The sequence below is a fragment of the Agrobacterium sp. NPDC089420 genome, from assembly GCF_044900305.1.
Taxonomy (GTDB): domain Bacteria; phylum Pseudomonadota; class Alphaproteobacteria; order Rhizobiales; family Rhizobiaceae; genus Agrobacterium.
In genome coordinates this window covers 1-20,212 of the sequence record NZ_JBJDMY010000036.1, presented here as the reverse complement: position 1 = coordinate 20,212, position 20,212 = coordinate 1, and the positions used below count along the sequence as shown (strand labels likewise).

Below are 20,212 nucleotides of genomic sequence, written 5' to 3'. Positions count from 1 at the left end.
GATCGCATCGCAAACCTCCGGTTTGCACCAGAGATTCAGATTCATCGCGTTTTGGGAAGGCCAAAGAGTCGAGATCAGCGAGGCGGCGTATAAGGTTTCGCGCCAACTCTACAGTTAGAGACACTGGTTCAGCCTTTTTCGACCTGATAGGGAAAAAATTGCGATCATCCCGATACACGCCGATTTGCCATTGCCCGCCCTTGAGGTTTCAGCAATGCCAGAAGGCTTCGGAACCCCGAGAACCCGCGCAAATTAAAACAACATCGACGCACTCACGCTGCTCGTGTCACGCTCGTACTTCTGGATTTGCTGGAATGTCACCCTCGACGTTTTCTGCCAGTACCGCTTGCGACATTGCAAGCTGCAAACCTCTCGATAGTATCCGATGACCCACATGTATGTTGAGTAGACCTGGTTCCATCGTAATCACTGTGTGTTCATCATGACTTTCAGCGCACCTGCTGTATAATCGTAGTCTCTCCGAACATAAAAAATCAAAGAGTCGGCAAGACAGGTTTCGGCGCCGTGGATGAAACGTGGCGTGAATTCATCTTGGTTACCCCATCCCTTACCGAAGCTTCTCAATATGCTCTTTGCAGAGAGCCTCGATCAGGACGTGCAATTCAGCCGTCCGTTCCTGAAGCCACGCGAGCGCTTCCTCGCTGATCTCGAACTTCTTCGAATAACGCGCCTTGACGTAAGCCTCATTGAGAATGTTGTACCATGCGATAAAGCGCTGATGGTCGCGAGGCCAGATATCGACGAGACGGCGGTCACGATCCTCCGAAAGTCCACGCAGGAATTTCAGATTGTGTGAGGGAGGCGAATAGTTGGTCACCGTCAGCAAATAGCAGGAATAGGCCGTCTCGACTGACTGATGGAGATTGAAGGTTGCGAGATTAAGGTTCTCTTCCTGAACGAAGAATTTCGAACCTTTAAGGAAGTCAACCGCGTTGCGAAACTGCTTCTCAAAATGCTCCTCCGCCACCCTAAGCGCATCTTCTGGGCTGAGCGGCTTCGGTTCGGCCAGCGGCCGGTCATCGAATTCATGGAGGATGATACCCTCGCGAGCGAGATCGACAAAGAAATACTGGCCGTCATGCAGGAAATTGCTGACCTCTCGGGCGCCATGCACGATCAGGCCGATGGGTGTTTCAATCTCCTTGTCCCACATCAGCCGGTCGGTCGCCTTGTCCCAATATTTCGGATCGGCCAGTTCCTTGTTGCTGACGATGACGAGGATGTCGAAATCCGATCGATAGCCTTTTGAGGTGTGGGGTTCATCCACCCAAGTGCCACGGGCGTAGGAACCGAACAGGATGATTTTATAAATCCGCCCGTCCTTTTTGGCATCAGACTTCGCGCGCTCCACAATGCCGGCGAACTCTTCATGGATGATCCGGACGACCCTTTCCAGTTCGCGCTGCTTAACCTGCGGAAGATGTCCGATATCCGTTTTCATGGCCTCACCATCGATTCTTCTAGACAGATACTCTAGCCGCGATCGGCAGGCTATTGCTACTCCACATTGTTGTAGTAGCGTGCGGAGAACGCCACGAAAGTTTGCGATGGAAGCCTCTTGACTGTCCCAGCCGGCAACATTCGCTCACCAAGGGCTCAGTTCCTACCTTTGGGTGAATGACGCTCTCTCATAAACGATTTTGGTTTCCCGAGCACGCTTAAACTACTCCGCTTTCACAAGGTGGACAATTATGTTGCCTCTGCGCGATGCTGAAGATGACGGGCCGGAACCCAGGGAAGTCACGGGATGCTGTTTGCCCTCTCGACAGGGAGCCGAACACCCTTTATGTCGCGCAGAAGGCAGCGATAGAAGTGCGTGCCCTCGAATATCCCGACCAGCGAAAGGGCGGGTGGATCGGTCCGGTGCACGCTTGCAGGTACCCACCTTAAAGCGCGAGCAAAATGCGCTTGTAGCTCACGAATGTTACACCGGTGTTCAAAGGCATGGCCGAGAGTTTTACCGCCCCGCCTGCTTGGTTGACAAATTATCTTAAGCCCTTATCGATCGTCTCGATGTCAGCATCAGGCTGGTCTCTGTGACCTTGACCCCATTCAGTCCTGCTATCCGGCGGAGCAACATGTCGAAATTCGGCAACGAATCGGTTTCGAGTATGACGATCGAATCCCATTGCCCGCTCGTCGAGTAGAGGTCTACCACCTCGGGAATGCGATTTAGCTCCCTTACGACTAAATCAGACTTCGTCCCTTCGATCTTCACCAGCATTACTGCCCTCACGAGACCGGGACGCGTTGCATCTCCTTTGATCGTAAACCCCTGAATGACACCGCCGTCAAGCAGGCGCTTCAGCCGAGCTCGTGCCGTCGTTCTTGAGATGTCCAGCTTGTGGGCTAAGGTGGCGATCGGCTCTCGTGCATTGTGGCGTAGTAGGGCAATCATCTGGCGATCGATGGTATCCAGTTCGGCCATTTCAACTTCCCACTTCGATCAGAACGGCCTAGACATTAGTCACAATTGAAACTTGGGACAATCTCAAAAGACGGACAATCTTTTGGCCACCGATGGGACAGGGGGCGTTGCCGTCTCCTCATACGATGAAAGGCCAAGGCATGACGGTTTGGGGAGAAAAGGGTAGTTCGTTTGGAACGTCCGCATATGGCGGAGTTGGCTGGGTTCCTCGCCAACTGTCGCATGCAAATGAATTCGGAAAGCAGTGGGCGTCCTACCGCATCGACTCTGAATGGCGAAAGCTGAAGGCAGTCATCGTTCACACACCGGGTTCCGAGCTCGCCGAAGACCTCGACCTTGAAAAATCGCTGATGCTTGAGCCGCTGGACAGTGCGAAGTCGCGGGAAGAACATGAGGCAATGTGTGAGGCCTATCGTGCGCAGGGGGTAGAAGTTCACCATGTCTCGCCCGTAGGCAAGACGACTCCTAATCAGATGTTCTGTGCAGATCTTTTCGTGATGACTTCTCAGGGTGCGATCATTGCACGCCCTGCGGGCGAGGTTCGAGCAGGTGAGGAACGCTTGATCGCCAGGAGACTGGCTGACATCGGCGTACCCATCCTAAAGACACTGACAGGCTCGGCGACCTTCGAAGGCGCCGATCTAATGTGGCTTGACGAGCGCACGGCCATGATCGGCCGCGGTCATCGAACGAATCAGGAGGCAATCGATCAGATCACCTCCGTCTTGAAGGAAATTGGTTGCGAGACAATCACTGTGGATATGCCTTTCGGCACGATGCACTTCATGGGCATGTTGCGCATAGTGGACAAAGACCTTGCCGTCTGCTGGCCGAGAAGAACGCCGCTTGCGACCGTTCGGGCGCTGGAGGCCCGCGGTATCGAGGTGATTTTTCCGCCTTATGAGGACAACACGCAAAGCTATCGCGCAATGAATTTCGTGACGCTCGGTCCTCGCAGAGTCATGATGGTCGCCGGCCTTAGAAAGTATCAGGCATTTTTTGAAGACCACGACGTCGAATGCTTCACGGTGGGAACCGACGAACTCTCCAAGGCTGCCGGAAGCGTCGGTTGCCTGACGGGTGTTCTCGCGCGAGAAACGGCCACATAAAGACCGGAAGCGCCACAACAGGCAAAATGGTGGATCGCGTCATCAGCTCCGAGGCACCGAAAACAACGTTCGGCGTTAGTTATCAGCCGCTGTCGTTTATCGATCAGAACAGTAAGGTGAATAACGTCGATGCAACATCGATTTCAATCAAAAGTAGTGGTCATTGGCGCGTTTGACCGATTGGTTCAAGCCATAGGCAAATGCTCCTGCAATCATCTTTACCTCGTCGCTACGACCCTACGCCGTGCGAGGCGTTACTGCCCGAAAACTCGATTGAGGACACCTGTAATCGCCCTCATAGATTGAAGAAAATGCTCCGGATTTTCTTTTAAAAAACGCATTGACAACCCAGGTAAATATACACATTTTAACTGTCAGTTAAATTCAGCCTGCGAAAGACGGGCAAAAACGGGAACATGAGAATGGGATACCAATGGCAGTTCGGCATAATCGCCGAATATTGGCAAATATTTGCGCGCGGCGCTTTCACTACTCTTGAAATAACATTCTTCTCATCAATTATAGGCCTTGGATTAGGTCTTCTCGTTGGCATCACGAGAGAATCGAATAACTTTGTAGTTCGGTGCACAACATCTCTGTATGTTGAGTCAATCCGCGCAACTCCAGCTCTTGTGCAGATAATATGGCTATATTACTGCTTCCCTATACTTTTCGGATATCAGCTGAGCGCAATGGCCTCGCTTATAATCGCACTGGGTATCCATTCCGGCGCGTATGTCTCGGAAATCGTGCGAGCCGGAATCAACGCGGTGGACTCTGGTCAGTTTATGGCCGCAAAATCGATCGGCATGAACCACTTTAAGGCGCTTCGTCGCATCATCCTGCCGCAAGCCGGCCAGAAGATGATTCCGCCGCTGATCAATGAGTTCGCAAACCTTATGAAGCTTACAACCCTTGGTTCGACGATCGCAGTGTATGAGCTCCTGCAAGAGTCGAACAATCTCATCACGACGATATATCGCCCACTTGAAATCTATACTTTTCTGGCGGTCTTCTTCTTCATCATTACCTATCCGTGGATTTGGCTTTCACAGCGGCTCGAGCGTCGCTTGAAAATGCACAGTTGACCCACATCCTTCCCCAACGGAAATCCTCACATGTTGAACATTTCGAACCTGGCAAAGAGCTACGGGCCAGTCCGCGTGCTCACCGGAATCAATCTCGAGGTCAAGCCCCACGACGTCGTTGCCGTCATCGGGCCGAGCGGCTCCGGTAAGAGCACACTGCTTAAATGCATCAACTTCCTCGAGAAATACGACGAGGGCGAGGTGCGCTTTGGTGGCCGTTTGGTCGGCTATACCGAAAACAAGGGGCACCGCCGTCTGGCACCCGAGCATGACACCAACCGGTTACGTGCGCAGATGGGGATGGTGTTTCAAAACTTTAACCTCTTCCCTCATATGTCGACACTTGAGAACATTATCGAGGGACCGATCCAGGTAAAGGGCGTTTCCCGTGACGAGGCCATTGCCCACGCAGAACAACTGCTCGAAAAAGTCGGGTTGACTGCCAAGCGAGACGTGCGGCCCACGAAGCTATCCGGCGGACAGCAACAGCGGGCGGCAATTGCAAGGGCGCTCGCGATGCGGCCCGAGGTCATGCTCTACGACGAGCCCACCTCGGCGCTCGATCCAGAACTTGTCGGCGAGGTTCTGACCACTATCCGAGACCTTGCCACCGAGGGCATGACGAAAGTGATCGTCACCCACGAAATGAGCTTCGCACGCGATGTGGCCACCCGCATCGTGTTCATGGAGGCAGGGCGGATCGTTGAAGAGGGGCCGCCGAACAAAATCTTTACCAACCCGGACAACGCGAGAACACGAGAGTTTCTCGCTCGCGTCCTTCATAACTAAGAGGGCAGAACATGAAGAAGTTTCATTTATTTATTTCAACACTCTTCCTGAGTGCGATGGTGGCTCTTGGCGTTCCGAAAGCCGAAGCGGCGGGCGAAATCAGTCAGATTCTCCAGAAAGGAGAATTGCAGATCGGGTACATCCCATCTCCTCCTGGCATAGCCAAAAACCCGGCATCCGGCGAACTGACGGGCTTTTACGTAGATGCGGCCCGTGCGATTGCCGAGCAGATGGGCGTCAAACCCGTATTTGTCGAGACCACGTGGGCGAATTTCGTGGCTGGCCTGCAGGCAGGCCAGTTCGACATGTCCATAGGAGCCACGTTCGCGACGGTAAAGCGCTCTACGGCTGTCGATTTCACGAAACCGATCTTCTATTTGGGGAGCGTGGCTGTGGTTAAGGCCGACGAGACACGTTTCAACGCCGTCGCCGATCTCAACAAAGAAGACGTCCGCATCGCTGTCGTCCAGGGCACTGCCGCCGAAGATTATGTACGCCGTACGATTCCCAAGGCGAAGCTGATGTCGTTGGGCGGCGGCAATCTTACAGCGGGTTTCATCGAAGTCGCCTCAGGTCGCGCGGATGCCAGCTTCGAGGATGTCTTCACCGCTTCGAAGTTCGCGGAACAACAGCCTGGCGTGAAGGTGCTTTTCAAAGACAAGCAGGTCAACTTCCTGCCGATCGCCTGGACCGTCAAGAAGGGAAATAGCGAACTGCAAGCGCTCCTAAACGTGGGGCTCGATAACTTGCTCATTTCGGGTCAGTTGGAAGCGATCACCTCGAAATACGTCAAGGGCGGCCGTTTCGTCAACGAACCTAACCTCCGCGAGTTCCCAAAGGGCTTGCAATAACTGGTTCCAGAGCCGCGCCACGGCGCGGCTTCCCTACCGACATCTTCGATCGAACAAAAGGACGAAACGGTCATGCCTCATTACCCCAGTTGGCAGGATACCCTCGCAGGAAAGACCTGGCGCACGACACATTTCCCCCGCATCAAGGCGGAAATGCCGACCTTCCTCGGTGTGCCTCATGCAATTCGGGACGACGACCTGGTTGGTGCTGACGCGGTCATCATCGGAGCACCGTTCGCCGCTGGTTGGGGCAATAAGTACAGCGGTGTGGACAAAGCGGAATGGCTTGCAGCTACTGAGCGCGTACGCCAGCAGTCGATCCGCTACCGCGGCGGCTATGTCCAGGACTTCGATCTCGACATCTTCGAGCATCTGAAGGTGGTGGACTACGGTGACGTCGATATCCCGATTGAGGCAAGCTACGAGGGCACGGTCGAACGAATACTCGAGGCGCAGGAAAAAGTCGAAAAAAAGGTGAAAGCGGCTTTGGCCGTCGGCGCGGTCCCGATCGTGATCGGACAGAATTCACCATGCGCGTCATACGCAATAGGGCGTCCCGTCGCAGAGCATGTCAAAGGTCCGGTCGGGATGGTGAGTCTCGATACCCACTGGGATTGCTGGCCCTATGATTGGGCGACAATGAGCGACTACGTCGCCGGGTCGACGAACTGGAAGGACAAGCTGTTTCGGGATTGCCCCAACTATGCAATCAAGAACCTTGTCGAAATCGGTGAGCGCGGGATGCTCGAGAACCCCGATGTTGTTCGTCACTACCTCCGGAACGGCGCCTGCTTCATGCCGATGTTCAAAATCCGTACCGAACTTGGAATCCAGGGTGTGATCGACAATCTCAAGCACGCCTATGACGGTACAAACGGCATCTACGCTCACTTCGACATGGACGTACTGGGTGGTGCCGGACCGACAGAAGGCGATGTTCTGGGCGAGTTGGCAGAGCCGATCGGGATGACGGATTACGAGGCTATCCGCATCGCCCACGAAGTCGGCAAGCGAGGTTGCACTGGTCTGTCGTTCCTGTGCATTCCGCCAGGCTCGGCGATCATGTATCGCGTCATCGTCTACGCCGTGACCTATTTCCTTGCTGGCTTGGCGATGCGCAAAGCGGATGGCAAAGCGAACTTCTGACAACAGACACCGGGGAGCATTGCCTCCCCCTCTTTCCCCAATTTTACCTTGATGCAGTGGCCGATCCTGAGGACGGCGGCAATGGATTCGACAATGATCGAGATTGATGGCGACGCGGTGATCGAAACACTGCGAACTTTGGCGAGTTTCGGGCGGGACGGAAATGGCGTCTGCCGCACCGCTCTCTCAAATGCAGATATGGCTGCAAGGCATTGGTTTGCGGGTGAGATGTCGAATGCGGGACTGGACGTTCGCATGGACGCGGTGGGAAATGTTTACGGCAAAGCTCCAGTAGCGAAAAAGACAGTTCTCATCGGGTCGCATTCCGATAGCGTCCCCACAGGTGGTTGGCTTGACGGAACACTAGGGCTAGCATACGGCCTCGAGATCGCTCGCTCTTGGTCGAAGGTTCATCCAAACTCGAATGTCGGGATCGATTTGATCAATTTTTCTGACGAGGAAGGCACCTTTCTCAGTTGCTTGGGAAGTAGCTGGTTTTGCGGGAAATTGACCAGCTTGCCAGATGCGTTCGTTTCGGCGAAGCGTGGCACGGACCTTCCCGTCGAAAGCGATATCAAGCTCGATCCTCTTCGCCACCGAGCATTCTTCGAGGCGCATATCGAGCAAGGTCCACGAATGGAGGTGTCGGGACTCTCGGTGGGTGTGGTCTCGGGTATCTTCGGAATGCGACGATACGTCGTCCGCTTTCAGGGGCGGGCGGATCATGCCGGCACAACCCCGATTGCTCTTCGCCGCGACGCTGCGCGCATCCTCTTCCATTTCGGTCACATTCTTCCGGATAGGTTCAGATTTTTTGGATCCTCGGACAGTGTTTGGAATTTGGGGAGGGCCGAATTCTTCCCTGGCGCGGTCAATGTCGTGGCTGAGGATGCAGAACTGCTTTTGGAGTTCCGCGATCTCAATCCCCTCGCACTTGACCGCCTCTCAGCCGCGCTCTTGGAACTCGTAACCGAGATGAATGGCGAAGACGGGGTGTTGATTTCATGCGACGAGGTCAGCCGGCTCGCTCCGATTGCCTTGGATGCCGATCTTCAGAACCTCATCACAAACAGCGCCATAAGCCACGGTGTGTCCCCGATGCGTTTGCCCAGTGGCGCAATCCACGACTCGATGATACTGGCACAGTCGGTTCCAACTGCAATGATGTTTGTGCCGAGCATCAACGGGCGGAGCCATGCACCTGAAGAAGATACCAAAATCGAGGATATCAAACTGGGAGCAAAGGTTCTCGCGCATGCGGTCTATTCTTGCGTCCACAGCATTTAGGAGTGCATATTCCGGCAGAGGCACCAATCGCTGACGACCTGAACATATGAGAGCATGGGATGAAGCAAGAAGAATTGCTATCGGAAAATTTCGGGAAGAGACTTCATGAACTGAGAAAAGCGCGGAAGATGACCCTTTCCAGTCTCGCAGAGAAGATGGAATGTTCGGTGGCGTTGCTTTCCAAGATCGAGAAGGGAAAGACAAGACCCTCTCTTAACACACTCCATCGAATAGCTACGGCACTGGACACAAACATCGGCAATCTGATGCCGGCAGCGCGTTCACAGCCGGTGACGTTTGTCCCGGCAGGGCAGCGTCCTCTTCTCGCTGACGGCCTGTTACGGGGACGGGACGGGATTCAACTTGAGGCATTCTCGGTCCTGGCTCCAGAGAGTAACTTCCAGATCAATATCCACCACGTAGCGGTGGGTGGCCGCTCAGATGGGTGCATCACGCATCCAGGCGAGGAATTCGTCTACGTTTTAAATGGCGCAATCGACCTCATTCTGGATGGCGAGACAACACGAATGAATACGGGCGATGCCGTATTCTTCGTGTCTGAAATACCTCACGGGTACTCCAACCCTGGGGATGTTACGGCTTCCGTTCTTTGGCTTAACTCGCCACCGACCTTTTAGCGTCGGTGGCCCGCCACCTGCGAGTTGGCAAAGAGCATTTGACCGCACCTCTCAGGAACATCTACGAATTTGATTTCCACCTATACCAGCGTTGGATTGAACCCCTCAGGCTGGATGACAATTACCGATCCCGTATCAGGTCCTTGATATGCAATTGGTACCGCCGCACCATACCGACCAACCGGGACGATCCGATGATCTTTCTGCGTAGCCCGCTCAGTCTGTTGCTGCGAAGCTTAGTCATTAGAGTGCTGGCATTTGTCCCGTCGCCGAGTATCAGCCACAAACGAATGGTCTTACATCAAACAGCTGCAGCCGGGATTGTTCCTGAAGACACCATCAAGGATAGGCCGTCGCGCCGTCCGGCTTGCGGGTAATCTTTCGTTCCCAGTGAATATAATCTTCATCCTGCAGCGCTTTTTCGTCGATTTCCAGGCCCCAGCCTGGCCGATCGGCACGAAGCTCCATATGGCCGTCGACGGGCATATATGGGTCAACTGCCCATGGCGCGTGGACATGTGGCTTGAACTCCAGCAGCTTGAAGTTCGGCTGTGCGGCGCAGAAGTGAATATTGACCGCGGTTGCGAGTGGACCCATGGGGTTGTGCGGCGCGATGGTGACGTAGTGCGCTTCCGCGATTGCTGCGATCCGTCGCATTTCGGTGATGCCGCCCACGACGCAGATGTCGGGCTGGATGATGTCAGCGCCGCGCGCAGACAGCAGGGAGAGGAATTCGAAGCGGTTATACAGCGATTCACCCGTTGCCAAAGGCACATTGACCTTCGCCTTCAGCTCCGTCCAGGCGGGAATGTGTTCGGGCCGGATCGGCTCTTCGTAAAATAGCGGATCGTAGGGCGCGATGGCTGCCGCAAGCTGGACCGCCTGATAGGGTTCGAAGATTTTGGCATGCGCATCGAAGGCGAATTCGAAATGAGACGGGGTCAGTTCACGGATCTTGCCGAACCAGTCGCCTGTTTCCTTGACAAGTTCTCCCCAGCGTCCGGCATGAAGATCGCGCCGATAAGGGCTGAGCTTGAAGGCTGTGTAACCATAGGTTTCGTTGAGTTCCTGCGTCTGGTCGCGGGCCGCTTCCGGATCGGGCGCAGTGTAGACCCCGCAATAGACTTTCACCCGGTCGCGCACATTTCCGCCAAGCAGCATATAGACCGGGACGCCGGCGGCCTTGCCGGCAATATCCCACAACGCATGGTCGATCGCCGAAATCGCAGCAAGGCCGAGCGCACCAGGCGGAAAACGGCATTGCTGATTGAGCTTGAGGATGAGGAATTCAACGCGCCGCGGGTCTTCTCCTTCGATCTGGTGAAAGAGATAGTCGAAAAGCGGCGGTAAGGCCAAGTCCGGGCCATGGTTGTAACATTCGCCCCAGCCTGAAATACCCTCGCTGGTCTCGATTTTCAAAAGCAGGCGCGGACGTTCGTCCACGCGCTGCATGTATGTCTTGAAGCCTGTTATGTGCATGAATGTTGGTCCTCAGGCCGCGCGGCTTTTTGCCGAGACATTGTCGACGATCGCCTGCAATTCAGCGTGCTCCGCTTCGGTAAGACGTTCGACGCCGGGAATGCGCACCGGGCCGACATCTGTTCCAAGCATGCCGAGCGCTTCCTTGACGACAGTGACATTGGCACCGTTGTGATATTTCGTGCGAAGCACCTCGAAGCCGGCGATGTCGTCGATGAGGGCGCGTGCCGCTGCAAAATCGCCTTTTTCCAGCGACTGGTGGATCGCATGGGAAAATTCCGGGAAGACGTTCACGAGACCCGAGGTGAAGCCGCGCGCACCCAGAGCGTAGAAGGCGGGTGCCCATCCTTCTGCCAGACCGCAGACCCAGATCGCCGGTGCGTCCTTGGTCGTGCGGATCACCTCGGCAAGAAGCATCAGATTACCCGAAGCAAATTTGATGCCGGCAATGTTCGGATGCAGCGCAAGTTTGCGAAAATCGGCAACGGAAAAAGTATCGCTGCGGACATAGGCGATGACGGGAACCGTCGAGGCTTCCGCCAATTCGAGAAAATATTTCGCCTGGAAGCTCGGGCCTGCAAAGGGATCCATAGGGTGATGACCCATAATGGCGTCCGCGCCTTCGGAAATGGCGTCGCGGGCCAGCGCCTTCGCCTCGGTCAGCGAACGGCCGACGGCAGCGCTAACGAGGGACCTTCCGTCGGCTGCCCTGATGGTTGTGGCATGAACCGCACGCACCTCTTCCATGGTGAGGGTGAAAAACTCACCGGTATTGCCGGCGGCCATCAGGTTGTGAACGCGGGCATCAGCAAGACGCGATATCAAAGCCGAAAGCTTGGCCGTGTCGATACTGCCATCCGTTTTATAAGGTGTTACGGGTACGCCCGATATTCCGGTCAGGGCCGTGCGGATTTTTTCCATTGCCTCGGTCACGTCAAATGTCCTCATTTTTCTTGAATACGATGTCGAGATAGGTGTCGCCGGAACGCACGACATGATCGCGCATGACCCGTTCGGCGCGGTCGCTGTCATTCGAGATGATGGCCAACGCGATCGCGGTGTGTTCGGCCAGCGCCTTGTCACGCTCGAGCGGATCCGAATGGATGATGCGGCGGATGCTGGCGTCGTAAAACTGCTGCCGCTCGATCATGCGCGAAAGATACTGGCACCGGGAGGCGATGTGAATCTTCTCGTGAAAGGTTTCATTCAGCGCGATCAGATCGTCGGCTATCCCCTCTTCCGTCGCCTTGTTCATCCGCACGACGATTTCTTCCAGAATGCGTGCCTCATCCTTGCCGATGCGTTTGGCGGCCAGGTGGGCAATCATCGATTCCAGCGCTGCGCGTGCCAGGATCATTTCTTCGGCCCATCCGGCATTATAACGGATCAGCACACCGCGACGCGGCAGCGTTTCCACCAATCCCTCGGTTTCGAGCTGACGCAATGCTTCCTTGATCGGCGTGGTGCTGACGCCAAGCTGCTCGGCCAACTGGCGTTCGTTGACGCGCTCATCGGGCGCGAAACGGCCGGAGAGGATCGCAGTTCGCAGCGACTTATGCACGTGGTCGCGCAATGTTGTCAGAAACCGCGGGTCGATTTTTTCGATGCGGTCCGCACCAACCTCCGTCGATGCCTCTTTTTGCATGTTCCGAAATTCCCCCGTTGACGTCAAAAATGTTTTGTGAGATCTGATATATCAGATTTCAAATCGATGTCGATATGAAAATTGCGCACGAAATGAGGTTCGGCGCGTCTCGGGGAGGAGAAACATGAAAATGAAAAAACGCAGTTTTCTGATCGCGTCCGCCATGGTGGCATCCACTTTCCTGATGTCTGCCGGGGTACAGGCCGCAACGCCAGCTGACCAGCTTGTCATCGCTACCAACATGTCGTCGATGCGTGGGCTTGATCCCAACGAGATCAACCAGCTGGAATCGGCCGAGATCGTTGCCAATCTCTATGAGCGATTGATCGTCCTGTCGGCGGAAGACATTACAAAACCGCAGCCCGGTATTGCCGAAAGCTGGATGGTGTCAGATGATGGCAAGACCTTCACCTTCAAGATACGCTCCGGGGTCAAGTTCCACTCTGGTAACTCGTTGACGGCAAAGGATGTCGAGTGGTCGCTGCGCCGGCTGGTCAAGCTCGGTCTCGCGCCTTCCGTCGACCTGCGCCAATGGGGCCTGACGGATAAGAATGTCGATGAGCTGATCAAGGCGACGGACGATAAGACCATCGTGCTGCAAACGCCGGCGGTATGGAACCCCAGTCTCATCCTGTTTTCGCTTGCGAGCTTCTCGACCTCGATCCTCGACAGCAAGCTTCTCTCTGAAAATGAAAAGAACGGCGATATGGGTAGGGAATTCCTGCAAACGAATGATGCCGGCTCCGGTCCTTATTCGCTGAAGACATGGCGGGTCAACGATCTACTGATTTCTGACGCTTTCAAGGATTACTGGCAGGGCGCGCCGAAAATGCGCCGTGTGGTCCTGCGCCACATGCCGGAATCGTCCGGCCAGCGGCTTCAGCTTGAGGCGGGCGATGTCGATGTCGCAACGCGCCTTTCCTCGACCGATCTTGCTGCTATCGAGGCGGGCGGCAAGGCTGACATCCAGAAGACGCCGGGATTCGGGTTTTATTATCTCGCTCTCAACCAGAAGGACGAAATCCTGTCCAATCCGAAGGTTCGCGAGGCATTCCGGTATCTGATCGACTACGATGGTCTCGCCAATACCGTCATGAAATATTACGGCATCAAGCAGCAGACGATCATTCCGGGCGGTCTGCCGGGTGCAAGCGGCGAAAATCCCTACAAGCTCGATATCGAGAAGGCCAAGCAGTTGCTTGCTGAAGCCGGTTATCCGAACGGCTTTTCCAAGGTCTATTTCGCAACGCCGGTCACCCCTGAATATGAGGTGGCGCAGTCGCTTCAAGCCAATGCGGCCAAGGCCGGCATCAAGCTCGACCTGCAGGGCGGCGACCATATCGGCAAATTCCGCAACCGTGAATTCGAGGTGTTTTCAGCGCGCACCGGCGAACGTCTGCCCGATCCCCATGCCGTGCTTGCATCCTACGCCACCAATCCGAACAATGCCGACGATGCCAAGCTTGCGGGGCTGATGGCCTGGCGTACAGCCTGGGATGTTCCAAAAGACATTCAGGACATGGTGACGGCGGCCGCACATGAGACCGATCAGCAAAAGCGCGCCGATCTCTATGCCAAAATCAACAGGGCCTATCTGGAAGCATCGCCCGCACTCATCACCTCCTTCCAGCGCACGGATGCCAAGGCCGTGCGTAAGGAGGTCAAGGGTTATGTCGGCCATTCCACCTGGCTGACCCGCTGGGACACCGTCTCGAAGGACAACTAGGCGTTCCCGTTCAAGGAGAATGATGTGAGCATCCCACAAACATTCGCAGGCGTTCCGGCAGGCGCCATGGCAGCGCTCGGCGTATTGCGAAAGATGGCGGCATCCTTTGCCGTCATCCTGACCACATTGCTAGGCCTGCTCGTCATAACCTTCGTTGTCGGAAGAATGGTACCCGCCGATCCGGTCATTGCGGTGATCGGCGACCAGGCCGACCACGAGACCTATGAACGGGTCTACAAGGAGATGGGGCTGGACAAGCCGCTCTACGCGCAGTTTGCGACCTATCTCGGCAATGTGGCGCATCTGGATTTCGGCCAGTCGCATGTCACCAAAAATCCCGTCGCCCGCGACCTTGCACGGGTTTTCCCGGCAACGCTCGAGCTGGCGACGCTGGCGACGATCATTGGCGCTGGGCTTGGTATCCCGCTTGGCATCGTCTCCGCCGTGCGAAAAGGCACGTGGGTGGACAATGTCGCACGTATCGTCGGGCTGTTGGGATATTCGACGCCGATCTTCTGGCTCGGAACCATCGTCATTCTGGTGTTTTATGCCAAGTTCGGACTTATTCCCGGCAGCGGCCGCCTTGACGTCTACAATGAGGGACTGGTCGAAGGGCCGACGAATTCCATCCTCGTTGATGCCGCGCTCGCCGGTGAATGGGGGGTCTTCCGGGATGCCCTGCTTCACATTGCCGCCCCGGCTCTGATCCTCGGTTATGCCGCCATGGCCTATCTCAGCCGCATGAGCCGCAGCTTTATGCTGGAGCAACTGCGTCAGGAATATGTGCTGACCGCCAAGGCGAAAGGTCTCGGCCAGCGTGCAATCGTCTGGCGGCACGCCTTCCGCAATATCCGGGTGCAGCTTCTCACCATCGTGGCGCTTGCCTATTGCGGACTTCTGGACGGCACGGTGCTGATCGAGACGGTCTTTGCCTGGCCGGGGCTTGGGCAATATCTCACCTCAGCCCTGTTCTTCGCGGACATGAATGCCGTGCTCGGCAGCGTGCTGCTGATCGGCATCATCTCCATTGCCATCAATCTTTTGTCGGACCTGACCTATCGGTTCCTCGATCCGCGTACCCGGTGATATCATGGCGACACGTTACTTCAACGATCTGCACAGCTGGCTGATCAATGAGGAATTCTCCTCGATGCGTCAGGCCCGGCTTCACAAGGCCTATGTCCTGTGGCTGAACCTGCTTGCCAATCCGCTTGCCTTTGCCGGTTTTCTGGTGGTGGTGGCGCTGGTCATGCTTGCGCTCTTTGCGCCGCTCATCGCCAGTCACGATCCGATCCTTCAGGACCTGACGATGACGCTGAAGCCGCCATCGGCCGCTCACTGGTTCGGCACGGATGAATTCGGCCGCGACGTCTATTCGCGTCTCGTCTATGGTGCCCGCACCACGCTCTATATCAGCATTCTGGTGACTATCATCGTCGCGCCCATCGGTTTTGCCGTCGGTGCGACGGCGGGTTATCTCGGTGGCTGGGTCGATGTCGTTCTCATGCGCATCACCGATATTTTCCTGTCCTTTCCAAGCCTCGTTCTCGCGCTCGCCTTTTCGGCGGCGCTCGGGCCGGGCATTGAAAATGCTGTCATCGCCATCGCCCTGACTGTCTGGCCGCCGATTGCGCGCCTGGCCCGCGCAGAGACCCTGACGTTCCGGTCAGCCGATTTCGTCGTTGCGGCGCAGCTGCAGGGGGCGGGGATGGGGCGCATTCTCTTCCGCCATATCGTGCCGCTTTGCGCGCCCTCGATCGTCATTCGCCTCACGCTTAACATGTCGAGCGTGATCCTGACGGCGGCAGGACTTGGATTTCTCGGTCTTGGAGCGCAGCCGCCAATGCCGGAATGGGGCGCCATGGCGGCCTCCGGACGCCAATATCTCCTCGATGCCTGGTGGCTGACTACCGTTCCCGGCCTCGCCATTCTTCTGGTCAGTCTCGCCTTCAATCTGCTTGGCGACGGACTGCGCGACATCATGGACCCTCGCAATGCCTGAACAGCTAAAACCGATCCTCTCGGTCAAGAACATGTCGGTGCAGTTTCCAACGCTCTCTGGCGTCGTCAATGCGGTCAAAGATGTCTCGCTCGAAGTCGGCCGGGAAAAGGTCGGTATCATCGGCGAATCCGGCTCCGGCAAGAGCACGACTGGGCGGGCGATCATGCGCCTTCAACCTGCAACGGCCCGCGTGGTGGCCGACGAGATGCGCTTTGAGGATGTCGATCTTCTCAGCGCCAGCGAGGCCGACATGCGGGCCATTCGTGGAAGCCGGATTTCGATGATCCTGCAGGATCCGAAATATTCGCTCAATCCCGTCATGACGGTGGGCGAACAGATCGCGGAAACCGTCATCCTGCACGAGCGGCTTGGTAAAAAGGCGGCGTATGAGCGCACGATCGCGATGCTGGAACGTGTCAACATCCGCGATCCGCAACGGGTCTTCAATCTCTACCCGCATGAGGTCTCGGGCGGCATGGGCCAGCGTATCATGATCTCGATGATGCTGATTTCCTCGCCGTCGCTGATCATCGCCGACGAGCCGACCTCGGCGCTTGATGTGACCGTGCGCCAGCAAGTCTTGTCCATTCTCGACGACCTGATCAGCGAGCGCAATATCGGGCTGATCTTCATCTCGCACGATCTCAACCTGGTGAAGAGTTTCTGTGATCGCGTTGTCATCATGTATGCGGGCCGTATCGTCGAAACCTTGCAGGCCTCAAGGCTCGATGAGGCCACCCACCCCTATACCCGCGGATTGCTGAACGCATTGCCGAGCCTCGATCACCCGAGAGACCGGCTGGAAGTTCTTAAACGCGAGGGAAGCTGGGGGGAGGTGTAAAATGTCCATCATATCGGTCAACGATCTTGCTGTGTCCTTCGGCAACGGGCGTGATTTCAGGCAAGTGGTGAAAAGCGTCGCTTTCAACGTCGAAGAGGGCGAAACCTTCGGCCTTGTCGGCGAAAGCGGCTGTGGTAAGTCGACGGTGCTCGGTGCGCTGGCGGGCCGCATCAAGAACTGGAGCGGGTCTGTCTCAATTGATGGGGAAACGATCGGCCCGGTGCGTTCGCGCTCGCAGCTCGCCCGACAGCAGATGGTGTTCCAGGATCCGTTCGGATCGCTGCATCCGCGTCACACTATCGGCCGGACGCTGCTTGAGCCGCTTGAAATCCACGGCCTCGACAACCGGCAGGAGAGGGTGGAGCAGGTTCTGCGCGATGTGGGGCTTCCAGCCGTCTTCCGGCACCGGTTCCCGCATCAGCTTTCGGGTGGCCAGCGCCAGCGCGTTGCCATCGCACGCGCGCTCATCCTCAAGCCGCGCATCCTGCTGCTCGATGAACCCACCTCCGCTCTCGATGTTTCCATTCAGGCCGAAATCCTCAATCTCCTGAAGGATCTTCGGGAGAGGGAGAAGCTAACCTATATCCTCGTCAGCCACGACATGGCGGTCGTCGCCCATTTGTGCAATCGCGTTGCGGTCATGCAGGACGGCACGTTTGTCGAAGTGGCGTCTCGGGAGCAATTGCTGAACGGCAATGTCCGGCATTCCTACACGAGTACGTTGCTGGACGGCAGCAGGGGATATGTTCCTTTGCGCAGGCCGGTATCAAGATGTCAAATCGGATAGCTTCGAGATCGCAGGTGTCCTACATGCCGTGTTCGGCACAACGGCGAAAGCGCACATGGACGACCTATAATTTCGTAGCGCTCATGTATATCGCTGCAGGGGCAGGCGGACGACCCACAGAACGTGCAGCATGTGACATTGCCGAGATCGTGCGCGGGTCGAGACTTTCCCCACGTTGAGTGTACACAGCCCCTCGATCCGCAAACTCAAACCGCCTCCTAAAAAGCAGTCTTGAAACACGCTTTTGCGATTTGGGAATCCACTTTATGAACAGGCCCTCAGGCGCAGAATCTCCGATGGAATTCATCTGGTCGAATGTCCGGGTTGTCGGTTCGCATCCCTTCAAGAGTTTCAGGACGTATTGTCTGAGATCGTAAATCCCAACTGTCGCCGTGCCTCCCCAAACCAAAAGGATCGCTCTGGCAACTGCCCTTGTCAACAAAACCTAATCCTCAGTTTTCGGAACGACTTTCAGAAAGTACTTTTATTAACGCTCTCAGGCCGGATGATACGTGGCGACGCCCCGAGTAATAAACACACAGTCCCGGAAACGCTGGACACCATTCTTCCAGAACTCGCTTGAGGCGGCCGTCTTCCAGTGCATCTTTCGCAAGATGGTCGGGCACGAAAGCGATGCCTATCCCATCGATTGCGGCCTCCACCATCAGCGGTTGGTCACTCAATGTGAGAGACCCGGAAACGTTGATTTTCTCCACAACGCCCAGGCGTTCAAATTCCCAACGATAGATCGCCCCACTTTCAAACCGGAAGCGGATGCAATCGTGGCTATTTAGATCCTGTGGTACGGCTGGATATCCGCGGCGCTCGAAGTACTCGGGGGACGCAATAGCCGCAAAGCGTACCTCTCCCATCACCGGGATGGCCACCATGTCTTTTGGTATGGCCTCCGCCAATCGGATGCCGGCGTCGAAACCATCGGCAACGATATCGCTGAGCCTGCCATCGCTGACTATGTCGAGATGGACTTGGGGATACTCGCGCAGGAAGCGTGCGAGCACCGGCCGCAATACCAGCCGAATAGCCCCTTCGCTGGCATTGATCCGCACCGTGCCACTGGGGACGGGACCATTTCCCTCCAGATCCTGAACGGCTTCTTCCATTGAGGCCATTGCCGGCCTGAGTTTTGCGGCAAAGCGCTCTCCTGCCTCTGTCAACGAGACGCTGCGAGTCGTTCGGTTGAACAGGCGGACGTTCAACCGCTCTTCGAGAACCTTGATCGAATGGCTGATCGCCGAGGGCGTCATGTTGAGCTCCTGAGCGGCACTCCGAAAACTGCGATGGGTCGCGACCGCCAGGAATGCGGCGAAGGCCGCCAGATCGTTGCCCTTAGATTGATGAATTACTTTCATCATGACATCAAGAATTGATCAGATTGTTTAGATAGTCAACGAGTCATAAAATCAGCGCAGGGCGCAGCATCTCGGGGTCCACGCTACCTCCTGGTCGCTGTGAGGCCCCCCCAAACCACCAACCCCACCAGCGGCCCGCCGAAGAGAGGAAAAATTGATGAAGATGAAAGCTGTTGTTATGACCGGGGCGAACAAGCCTTGGGAGGTTCAAGAGGTTCCCATTCCGAAGGCGGAGCCGGGGCTTGTCCTTGTGAAAATTCACGCCTCTGGCATGTGCTATACAGACGTCTGGGCAACTCAGGGCGCCGGTGGCGATATCTATCCGCAGACCCCCGGTCACGAGGTGGTCGGCGAGATCGTCGAGGTTGGTGCGGGCGTTCATACACGCAAGGTGGGAGACCGGGTTGGCACTACCTGGGTGCAGTCCTCTTGCGGCCGATGCTCGTACTGCCGCCAGAACCGCCCGTTGACCGGCCAGACGGCTATGTACTGCGATTCACCCAGAACGACCGGTTTCGCGACGCAGGGCGGCCACGCAGAGTACATCGCGATCTCTGCCGAAGGCACTGTTCTGTTGCCCGGCGGACTCGACTACACGGATGCCGCGCCTATGATGTGCGCGGGCTATACCACCTGGAGCGGCCTGCGCGATGCGGAGCCCAAGCCCGGTGACCGGGTCGCGGTGCTGGGCATCGGCGGGCTGGGCCACGTCGCCGTGCAGTTCTCCAAAGCGTTGGGATTTGAGACCATCGCGATCACGCATTCGCCGGACAAGCACAAGCTGGCCACCGATCTTGGGGCTGACCTCGTCGTCGCCGATGGCAAGGAGCTGCTTGAGGCCGGCGGCGCAGACATTCTTCTGGTCACGACTAACGATTTCGACACCGCCGAAAAGGCGATGGCGGGGGTAATACGCCGCCTCGCTGATCTCGACTCTTTGGCCTTCCCAAAACGCGATGAATCTGAATCTCTGGTGCAAACCGGAGGTTTGCGATGCGATCAGGG

Annotated in this window: 19 protein-coding genes; 13 read left to right on the top strand and 6 right to left on the bottom strand. The window is 56.3% G+C overall.

Annotation, left to right across the window (positions count from 1 at the left end):
* Positions 1 to 568: 568 nt before the first annotated feature.
* Both ACI2KA_RS26085 and ACI2KA_RS26080 read right to left on the bottom strand, forming a co-directional pair.
* On the bottom strand, positions 569 to 1,462 hold the full coding sequence (locus ACI2KA_RS26085) for a nucleotidyltransferase and HEPN domain-containing protein (RefSeq protein ID WP_404505347.1): 894 nt from the start codon (positions 1,460 to 1,462) through the stop codon (positions 569 to 571).
* Positions 1,463 to 2,011: 549 nt separating this feature from the next.
* The gene (locus tag ACI2KA_RS26080; protein WP_404505346.1) at positions 2,012 to 2,449 is read right to left on the bottom strand and encodes an Lrp/AsnC family transcriptional regulator; all 438 of its coding nucleotides are present in this window, start codon (positions 2,447 to 2,449) and stop codon (positions 2,012 to 2,014) included.
* 140 nt (positions 2,450 to 2,589) lie between these two features.
* Between ACI2KA_RS26080 and ACI2KA_RS26075 the strand changes: the two genes are divergently transcribed.
* The 7 genes from ACI2KA_RS26075 (at position 2,590) to ACI2KA_RS26045 (ending at position 9,357) form a co-directional block, all read left to right on the top strand.
* Positions 2,590 to 3,558 (top strand): dimethylarginine dimethylaminohydrolase family protein, encoded by a 969-nt coding sequence (locus tag ACI2KA_RS26075; protein ID WP_404505345.1) that lies wholly within the window; start codon positions 2,590 to 2,592, stop codon positions 3,556 to 3,558.
* Between the two features lie 422 nt (positions 3,559 to 3,980).
* Positions 3,981 to 4,646, top strand: coding sequence for an amino acid ABC transporter permease (locus ACI2KA_RS26070; RefSeq protein WP_404505344.1), 666 nt, complete (start codon positions 3,981 to 3,983; stop codon positions 4,644 to 4,646).
* A 30-nt stretch (positions 4,647 to 4,676) separates the two neighbouring features.
* Positions 4,677 to 5,435, top strand: coding sequence for an amino acid ABC transporter ATP-binding protein (locus ACI2KA_RS26065; protein WP_404505343.1), 759 nt, complete (start codon positions 4,677 to 4,679; stop codon positions 5,433 to 5,435).
* Between the two features lie 11 nt (positions 5,436 to 5,446).
* Entirely contained in the window at positions 5,447 to 6,286 is an 840-nt protein-coding gene (locus ACI2KA_RS26060) for a substrate-binding periplasmic protein (RefSeq protein ID WP_404505342.1), read from the top strand.
* 72 nt (positions 6,287 to 6,358) lie between these two features.
* Positions 6,359 to 7,432 carry an arginase family protein gene (locus ACI2KA_RS26055; RefSeq protein ID WP_404505341.1) on the top strand — a complete coding sequence of 358 codons (1,074 nt, stop codon included), beginning with the start codon at positions 6,359 to 6,361 and terminating at the stop codon, positions 7,430 to 7,432.
* A gap of 93 nt (positions 7,433 to 7,525) precedes the next feature.
* Positions 7,526 to 8,719, top strand: coding sequence for a hydantoinase/carbamoylase family amidase (locus ACI2KA_RS26050; protein ID WP_404505340.1), 1,194 nt, complete (start codon positions 7,526 to 7,528; stop codon positions 8,717 to 8,719).
* A 59-nt stretch (positions 8,720 to 8,778) separates the two neighbouring features.
* Complete coding sequence (locus tag ACI2KA_RS26045; RefSeq protein ID WP_404505339.1) at positions 8,779 to 9,357, top strand: helix-turn-helix domain-containing protein; 579 nt, start codon at positions 8,779 to 8,781, stop codon at positions 9,355 to 9,357.
* Positions 9,358 to 9,696: 339 nt separating this feature from the next.
* Here the strand turns inward: ACI2KA_RS26045 and ACI2KA_RS26040 are convergent, their stop codons facing one another.
* The 3 genes from ACI2KA_RS26040 to ACI2KA_RS26030 are packed head-to-tail and all read right to left on the bottom strand — an operon-like array spanning position 9,697 to position 12,481.
* The gene (locus ACI2KA_RS26040; RefSeq protein ID WP_404505338.1) at positions 9,697 to 10,836 is read right to left on the bottom strand and encodes a mandelate racemase/muconate lactonizing enzyme family protein; all 1,140 of its coding nucleotides are present in this window, start codon (positions 10,834 to 10,836) and stop codon (positions 9,697 to 9,699) included.
* A gap of 12 nt (positions 10,837 to 10,848) precedes the next feature.
* Positions 10,849 to 11,757 (bottom strand): dihydrodipicolinate synthase family protein, encoded by a 909-nt coding sequence (locus tag ACI2KA_RS26035; RefSeq protein WP_404505349.1) that lies wholly within the window; start codon positions 11,755 to 11,757, stop codon positions 10,849 to 10,851.
* A gap of 13 nt (positions 11,758 to 11,770) precedes the next feature.
* Positions 11,771 to 12,481, bottom strand: coding sequence for a GntR family transcriptional regulator (locus tag ACI2KA_RS26030; RefSeq protein WP_404505337.1), 711 nt, complete (start codon positions 12,479 to 12,481; stop codon positions 11,771 to 11,773).
* 124 nt (positions 12,482 to 12,605) lie between these two features.
* Between ACI2KA_RS26030 and ACI2KA_RS26025 the strand changes: the two genes are divergently transcribed.
* The 5 genes from ACI2KA_RS26025 to ACI2KA_RS26005 all read left to right on the top strand — a co-directional run bounded on the left by ACI2KA_RS26025 (position 12,606) and on the right by ACI2KA_RS26005 (position 17,837).
* On the top strand, positions 12,606 to 14,207 hold the full coding sequence (locus ACI2KA_RS26025) for an ABC transporter substrate-binding protein (protein WP_404505336.1): 1,602 nt from the start codon (positions 12,606 to 12,608) through the stop codon (positions 14,205 to 14,207).
* Between the two features lie 66 nt (positions 14,208 to 14,273).
* Positions 14,274 to 15,293 (top strand): ABC transporter permease, encoded by a 1,020-nt coding sequence (locus ACI2KA_RS26020; RefSeq protein ID WP_404505348.1) that lies wholly within the window; start codon positions 14,274 to 14,276, stop codon positions 15,291 to 15,293.
* 4 nt (positions 15,294 to 15,297) lie between these two features.
* On the top strand, positions 15,298 to 16,209 hold the full coding sequence (locus tag ACI2KA_RS26015) for an ABC transporter permease (protein ID WP_404505335.1): 912 nt from the start codon (positions 15,298 to 15,300) through the stop codon (positions 16,207 to 16,209).
* Positions 16,202 to 17,050 carry an ABC transporter ATP-binding protein gene (locus tag ACI2KA_RS26010; protein WP_404505334.1) on the top strand — a complete coding sequence of 283 codons (849 nt, stop codon included), beginning with the start codon at positions 16,202 to 16,204 and terminating at the stop codon, positions 17,048 to 17,050. Before ACI2KA_RS26015 ends, ACI2KA_RS26010 begins: the two co-directional genes overlap by 8 nt.
* A gap of 1 nt (position 17,051) precedes the next feature.
* Positions 17,052 to 17,837, top strand: a complete 786-nt coding sequence (locus ACI2KA_RS26005) for an ABC transporter ATP-binding protein (protein ID WP_404505332.1) — start codon at positions 17,052 to 17,054, stop codon at positions 17,835 to 17,837.
* Between the two features lie 452 nt (positions 17,838 to 18,289).
* On the opposite strand, the gene ACI2KA_RS26000 is transcribed toward ACI2KA_RS26005, so the two are convergent.
* Positions 18,290 to 19,210, bottom strand: coding sequence for a LysR family transcriptional regulator (locus tag ACI2KA_RS26000; protein WP_404505331.1), 921 nt, complete (start codon positions 19,208 to 19,210; stop codon positions 18,290 to 18,292).
* A 154-nt stretch (positions 19,211 to 19,364) separates the two neighbouring features.
* Between ACI2KA_RS26000 and ACI2KA_RS25995 the strand changes: the two genes are divergently transcribed.
* The coding region (locus tag ACI2KA_RS25995) for an alcohol dehydrogenase catalytic domain-containing protein (protein ID WP_404505330.1) at positions 19,365 to 20,212 on the top strand (848 nt) is incomplete at its 3' end.

What these genes read in the sequence shown, in the direction of transcription:
- ACI2KA_RS26060 (WP_404505342.1), top strand. Translation starts at nt 5,447, where the DNA reads ATGAAGAAGTTTCATTTATTTATTTCAACACTCTTCCTGAGTGCGATG.
- ACI2KA_RS26025 (WP_404505336.1), top strand. Translation starts at nt 12,606, where the DNA reads ATGAAAATGAAAAAACGCAGTTTTCTGATCGCGTCCGCCATGGTGGCA.
- ACI2KA_RS26065 (WP_404505343.1), top strand. Translation starts at nt 4,677, where the DNA reads ATGTTGAACATTTCGAACCTGGCAAAGAGCTACGGGCCAGTCCGCGTG.
- ACI2KA_RS26030 (WP_404505337.1), bottom strand. Translation starts at nt 12,481, where the DNA reads ATGCAAAAAGAGGCATCGACGGAGGTTGGTGCGGACCGCATCGAAAAA.
- ACI2KA_RS26075 (WP_404505345.1), top strand. Translation starts at nt 2,590, where the DNA reads ATGACGGTTTGGGGAGAAAAGGGTAGTTCGTTTGGAACGTCCGCATAT.
- ACI2KA_RS26020 (WP_404505348.1), top strand. Translation starts at nt 14,274, where the DNA reads ATGGCAGCGCTCGGCGTATTGCGAAAGATGGCGGCATCCTTTGCCGTC.
- ACI2KA_RS26035 (WP_404505349.1), bottom strand. Translation starts at nt 11,757, where the DNA reads ATGGAAAAAATCCGCACGGCCCTGACCGGAATATCGGGCGTACCCGTA.
- ACI2KA_RS26055 (WP_404505341.1), top strand. Translation starts at nt 6,359, where the DNA reads ATGCCTCATTACCCCAGTTGGCAGGATACCCTCGCAGGAAAGACCTGG.
- ACI2KA_RS26080 (WP_404505346.1), bottom strand. Translation starts at nt 2,449, where the DNA reads ATGGCCGAACTGGATACCATCGATCGCCAGATGATTGCCCTACTACGC.
- ACI2KA_RS26045 (WP_404505339.1), top strand. Translation starts at nt 8,779, where the DNA reads ATGAAGCAAGAAGAATTGCTATCGGAAAATTTCGGGAAGAGACTTCAT.
- ACI2KA_RS26085 (WP_404505347.1), bottom strand. Translation starts at nt 1,462, where the DNA reads ATGAAAACGGATATCGGACATCTTCCGCAGGTTAAGCAGCGCGAACTG.
- ACI2KA_RS26050 (WP_404505340.1), top strand. Translation starts at nt 7,526, where the DNA reads ATGATCGAGATTGATGGCGACGCGGTGATCGAAACACTGCGAACTTTG.
- ACI2KA_RS26005 (WP_404505332.1), top strand. Translation starts at nt 17,052, where the DNA reads ATGTCCATCATATCGGTCAACGATCTTGCTGTGTCCTTCGGCAACGGG.
- ACI2KA_RS26010 (WP_404505334.1), top strand. Translation starts at nt 16,202, where the DNA reads ATGCCTGAACAGCTAAAACCGATCCTCTCGGTCAAGAACATGTCGGTG.
- ACI2KA_RS26040 (WP_404505338.1), bottom strand. Translation starts at nt 10,836, where the DNA reads ATGCACATAACAGGCTTCAAGACATACATGCAGCGCGTGGACGAACGT.
- ACI2KA_RS26015 (WP_404505335.1), top strand. Translation starts at nt 15,298, where the DNA reads ATGGCGACACGTTACTTCAACGATCTGCACAGCTGGCTGATCAATGAG.
- ACI2KA_RS26070 (WP_404505344.1), top strand. Translation starts at nt 3,981, where the DNA reads ATGGGATACCAATGGCAGTTCGGCATAATCGCCGAATATTGGCAAATA.
- ACI2KA_RS26000 (WP_404505331.1), bottom strand. Translation starts at nt 19,210, where the DNA reads ATGATGAAAGTAATTCATCAATCTAAGGGCAACGATCTGGCGGCCTTC.